This window comes from uncultured Gilvimarinus sp., assembly GCF_963972205.1.
Taxonomy (GTDB): domain Bacteria; phylum Pseudomonadota; class Gammaproteobacteria; order Pseudomonadales; family Cellvibrionaceae; genus Gilvimarinus; species Gilvimarinus japonicus.
The window spans coordinates 1-4,421 of sequence record NZ_CAXAUC010000029.1; the positions used below are offsets into that span (position 1 = coordinate 1).

The following is a 4,421-nucleotide window of genomic DNA, read 5'->3' on the forward strand; positions in this document are numbered from 1 at the left end:
TTACGATAAATTATACTCGCTTAACGATGTGTCCAGTATTAGTGGTAGGGATCATGATGCCTTTGGGGTTGGTGTTGGACTTGGCTCTAGTGGCACTTATTTTCTGGCCGTTATTAAGACTCAGGACGCATTAGATGCGTTGCAGCGCGATCAGTGGTTGTTCAACCCATCTGCCCGCCGCTCGCTGGGTAACGAAGGCTCGCTGTATCACAGCAGTAGCAACGACATAGAGTTTTACTTTTTTAGTCAATCAGGTGCTGCCATTGGCGCCGGACTGGAGCTAACCCGAGTATCGGTGAATCGTCGTTTGACTGATACCGGTGTGGCTGGCACGACGATACCTAATCGCGCCTCGGCTTACGCTAATAGCCAAGGCGCTAAGGCGCCGCGCAAGTGGCCGCATACCTTGCCGTTTTTTGGCCAAGAGGCTGTCGATGCCGGCTTTAATTTGCCTTTGCCGATGGGCGTCAGTTTTACCTTTGCCAGCGTGCGCCAAAACATGTCGTTAACGCATTTAAACGTCGGGTTTAACGGCGCCGAAAAAATTCCCTATGAGTTTGTCGATTTTGGCAATGCCGAGACAGTGCTGGATACGACGCAAATTAAAGTTGATGCGTGGCTGTTTCCGTTTATGAATGTTTTTGCCATGGTCGGCAAGGTAGACGGCAGCATCACCATGGATGTTACGCTCGATGGCGATACCTTACTTGAGGGCAGCGGTACCGATTGCACGGGTGCGTTGCGGCCTCCGTTGTGTTTTGTACTAGCCGGGCGTGAGGTCGAGTTTCCGGTGCGAGCTCAGGTTAACCCTACGACCTATGGTGTCGGCACGGTGTTGGCTGGCGGCTGGCAAGATTGGTTTGCCGTGCTGCCTTTTAATGTCACCTACAGTAAGCCTGATAACGCTGTTGCCGACGGTCGCTCGGTTACCGTGACCCCGCGTGTGGGGCGTGTTTTTAAGCTCTCAGAGTTAGGGCGGCTGGCGCTCTTTGTGGGTGGTAATTATTTAGATAGTGAGAATACGGTGGATGGCCAGCTTGACGTTCCCGGTACCGATCAGGTGCTGGGTTACCGTATTCGCCAAGAGAGTAAAGATCGCTGGAATTTATTGGCCGGATTTAACTGGGATATCAGTTCGGTGTTGTCGGTTAGTGCCGAGTACAATGGTTTTATTGGCTCCCGCGAGGCGATGATTGGCTCGTTAGTGGTGAGGTTTTAATCGTGCTTAGCTATAGAGAAACCGCTGTTTCGCGCTGGGCTTTACGCGGCACGAGTGCCACTGCAAAACGCAGATTACGAGCCGGCATTCTCGTGGCATTGAGTCTGGCGTCAAGTGCGTTGGCACAAGCGGTAGAGCCAGGCAAAGTGCAAGAGGTGCCGACGCTAACCGATGAGGTAATGGAAAGCGGCACTACGCCGGTGCGCGGTAACCCAGCCAGCAGTATGGCGAGCTGGTGGCCTGACGATTTAATCTTGGCGCCTATTCCCGGCCGCTCTCCAGAGTTGGGCTGGAAGCTGGCGCTGGTCGGTGGGTACTTTATCGATATTGATAAAACGCAAACCGATACCCCCTCTTCCGTGGTGGGAGCAATGGGGATGACCACCGAGAATGGCAGCTACGCTTACGGTGTGGGTGGTAATTTACATTTTTGGGAGGACCGTTTGCGAGTCGCGCTGGCAGCGGGAGAGATTAATTATAATTACCGCTACTGGGGCGTGGGCAACGCCGCTGGCGATACCGGCCTTTCGCTGGACATTACCCAAAAGTCCCCGTTGTACTATGGCTCTGTGTTGTATGAAGTGTGGGACAATGTCTATACCGGGTTGGGATTCTTAGCCGGAAAAGCCGATGTGCGCCTGCGCACAGAGCGCCCACTGTTAGCGAATTTGCCCGACCCAAGTATCACTTTGGACATGGCGGCGGTACAACTGCCGCTAAAATACGATTCTCGTGATCAGCCGTACTTCCCTCGCCATGGGGCTTTGCTTAGCGCTACAGCGGCTTTTTACCGACAAGCGCTGGGCTCTGACTTTGATACCGATATTGTCAGTTTGTCGGCTAATCAATACCTCGCGATGGCCGATCGTGACGTGTTGGCGCTGCGGGCTTATTATCGTTCGGCCGGGCGCGAAGCGCCGTTTTTTTTGCTCAGCTCGTTTGGCGGTAAAACCGATTTACGCGGCTATGATGTTGGCCGGTATCGGGATAAAACCATGTACGCACTCCAGGCCGAGTATCGCTGGCGGGTGTCTAATAAATGGGTATTAACCGGCTTTACTGGGGTGGGCGAGGTCGCCGAGAGTGCCGGTGATTTTTTCTCTGAGTACTTGCCCGCCGCTGGCGTCGGGGCAAGGTTTTTATTGTCACAAAAGCACTTAGTTAGCTTGTCAGCCGATTATTCGGTGGGTAAAAACGGCTCGCAGTTTTATTTTGGTGTTGGCGAAGCATTTTAGTGTGTACCACATAAGCAGAGGTTTTTATGAGATTTTTTAAATACTGGTTAGCCATGTTTTTTATGATAAACGCAGCGGTGGTGACGGCAAAAGAAGCCGCCCCCAGCTTTGACGCCCGGCTATCGCAGTACGATTATCCGTATCCGGTGCAGATGTTTGCGGTTACAAGCCAACGCCAATCTTTAGAAATGGCCTATATGTACTTACCTGGTAAGCCGGATAAACCGACGGTGCTGTTGCTGCACGGCAAAAATTTTGCCGCCGATTACTGGCAAAAAACCGCCGCGCTGTTGCAACAAAAAGGCTATGGGGTTTTGATGCCCGATCAAATTGGCTTTGGTAAATCATCCAAACCTGCGCATTATCAGTTCTCGTTTGAGGCGTTGGCGGCCAATACGCGCGCCTTAACCGATAAGCTAGGATTAGAGCACCTGATTGTGATGGGCCATTCCATGGGCGGGATGTTGGCCTCGCGTTATGCTCTGAGTTACCCCGATCAAGTCGAGCAGCTGGTGTTGGTTAATCCGGTCGGGTTAGAGGATTACTTACAGTACGTCGAGTACAAAGATCCGGCCTTTTTTTACGACAGTGAACTCAACAAAACCATTGAGGGGGTGATCGCTTACCAAAAGAAAAACTACTACGACGGAAAATGGTCTGAGGCATACGAGGCGCTAACCACCATTCATAAAGGCTGGATTAACGGCCCCGACTGGCCCCAAGTGGCTTGGAATAACGCGTTAACGTACGATTTAATTTTCACCGGAGCGGTCGTTAATGAATTTAACAATATTTCGGTGCCCACTCACTTAATTATCGGTACCCGCGATACCACCGGCCCGGGCAGAGGCTGGAAAAAACCAGGGGTAACCCGAGTGTTGGGGCAGTACGATAAACTGGGCAAGCAAGCTGCCGAGACTATTCCCCACGCGACCTTGCATGAGATTGACGATGTCGGGCATATGCCGCAGTTTGAGGCGTTTGATCGCTATCAGACCATACTAGATAAAATCTTTTAACCGAACCTGGATTGCCTGATGAACGAACGAGAAAAAATGCTTGCCGGTAGTGAATATTGGATTAACGACCCTGAGCTCACCGAAATTCGTTTTAAAACGCGGGATTTGGTTGACGATTTTAATGAACTAAAAGCGCGCGATGGTGATGCTAAGGCGCAACTGCAACAAAAAATATTTGCCCAAGTAGGCGATAACGTTCATATCGAAAAACCTATTCGGGTGGATTATGGCTGTAATACCACGATTGGTAGCAATGTGTTTATTAATTTTAATTTTGTATTGCTTGATTGCTGCCCGGTTACGATAGGCGACAATGTTTTTATTGCCCCTAATGTACAGGTGTATGCGGCCAGCCATCCGCTCGATTTAGGCCAACGTAATGCGCACATAGGCGTTGCCGCGCCCATCACCATTGGCAGTAATGTGTGGATAGGTGGTGGCTGTATTATCTTGCCCGGAGTGAGTATTGGTGATGGTTGCACTATTGGCGCCGGCAGCGTGGTGACTAAAAGTATTCCGGCCAACAGTGTGGCGTTTGGCAACCCTTGCAAGGTGCATAAAAGCAACTTGTCCGCCTAAACGGGTATCTATGCTTGCCTGTTTCTGTTTGGCTAACAATAAGCCCGCCGTTAAAGGCGGGCTTATTATGCTGCGGTAGCCGGTTATTTTTAGTACATAAAACCAAACTCGACGGACAAAGTCCCAAACGCTGGATCGTCAATGGCATTGTCCACATCGACCCATCGTTCGTAGTAACCGGCGCGTATAAAATGCCGTTGGCTGATATCAAACCGAACGCCTGCACCAATCCCGTAGGACAGCGAATCTTCACCGTAGGTGGGTTGGTAAGCGTCGCAGATATAACCCCACCAAGGGTCCCACCAACACACACTGTTGAGACTGTAGAAAAACTCCAAAAAATAGGTGTTTTTTGCTAAAATTGGCCAT

At 50.8% G+C, this 4,421-nt stretch carries 4 protein-coding genes and 1 pseudogene; 4 read left to right on the forward strand and 1 reads right to left on the reverse strand.

Annotated features, from left to right (window positions below):
• The 4 genes from AACY82_RS17720 to AACY82_RS17735 all read left to right on the forward strand — a co-directional run.
• Positions 1-1,219, forward strand: a 1,219-nt coding sequence (locus AACY82_RS17720; protein WP_339618187.1) for a hypothetical protein, incomplete at its 5' end; no start/stop codon positions are given.
• 92 nt (positions 1,220-1,311) lie between these two features.
• Positions 1,312-2,454 (forward strand): BamA/TamA family outer membrane protein, encoded by a 1,143-nt coding sequence (locus AACY82_RS17725; RefSeq protein WP_339618188.1) that lies wholly within the window; start codon positions 1,312-1,314, stop codon positions 2,452-2,454.
• A 26-nt stretch (positions 2,455-2,480) separates the two neighbouring features.
• Positions 2,481-3,473 (forward strand): alpha/beta hydrolase, encoded by a 993-nt coding sequence (locus AACY82_RS17730; protein ID WP_339618189.1) that lies wholly within the window; start codon positions 2,481-2,483, stop codon positions 3,471-3,473.
• 18 nt (positions 3,474-3,491) lie between these two features.
• Positions 3,492-4,052: a sugar O-acetyltransferase gene (locus tag AACY82_RS17735; RefSeq protein ID WP_339618190.1), complete on the forward strand. Its 561-nt coding sequence runs from the start codon at positions 3,492-3,494 to the stop codon at positions 4,050-4,052.
• An 89-nt stretch (positions 4,053-4,141) separates the two neighbouring features.
• Here the strand turns inward: AACY82_RS17735 and AACY82_RS17740 are convergent.
• Positions 4,142-4,421 (reverse strand): annotated as a pseudogene (locus tag AACY82_RS17740) (hypothetical protein); the annotation flags it as partial.

Bases quoted from the DNA above. Each gene is read 5' to 3' on its own strand.
- AACY82_RS17730 (WP_339618189.1), top strand. From the start codon at position 2,481: ATGAGATTTTTTAAATACTGGTTAGCCATGTTTTTTATGATAAACGCA.
- AACY82_RS17735 (WP_339618190.1), top strand. From the start codon at position 3,492: ATGAACGAACGAGAAAAAATGCTTGCCGGTAGTGAATATTGGATTAAC.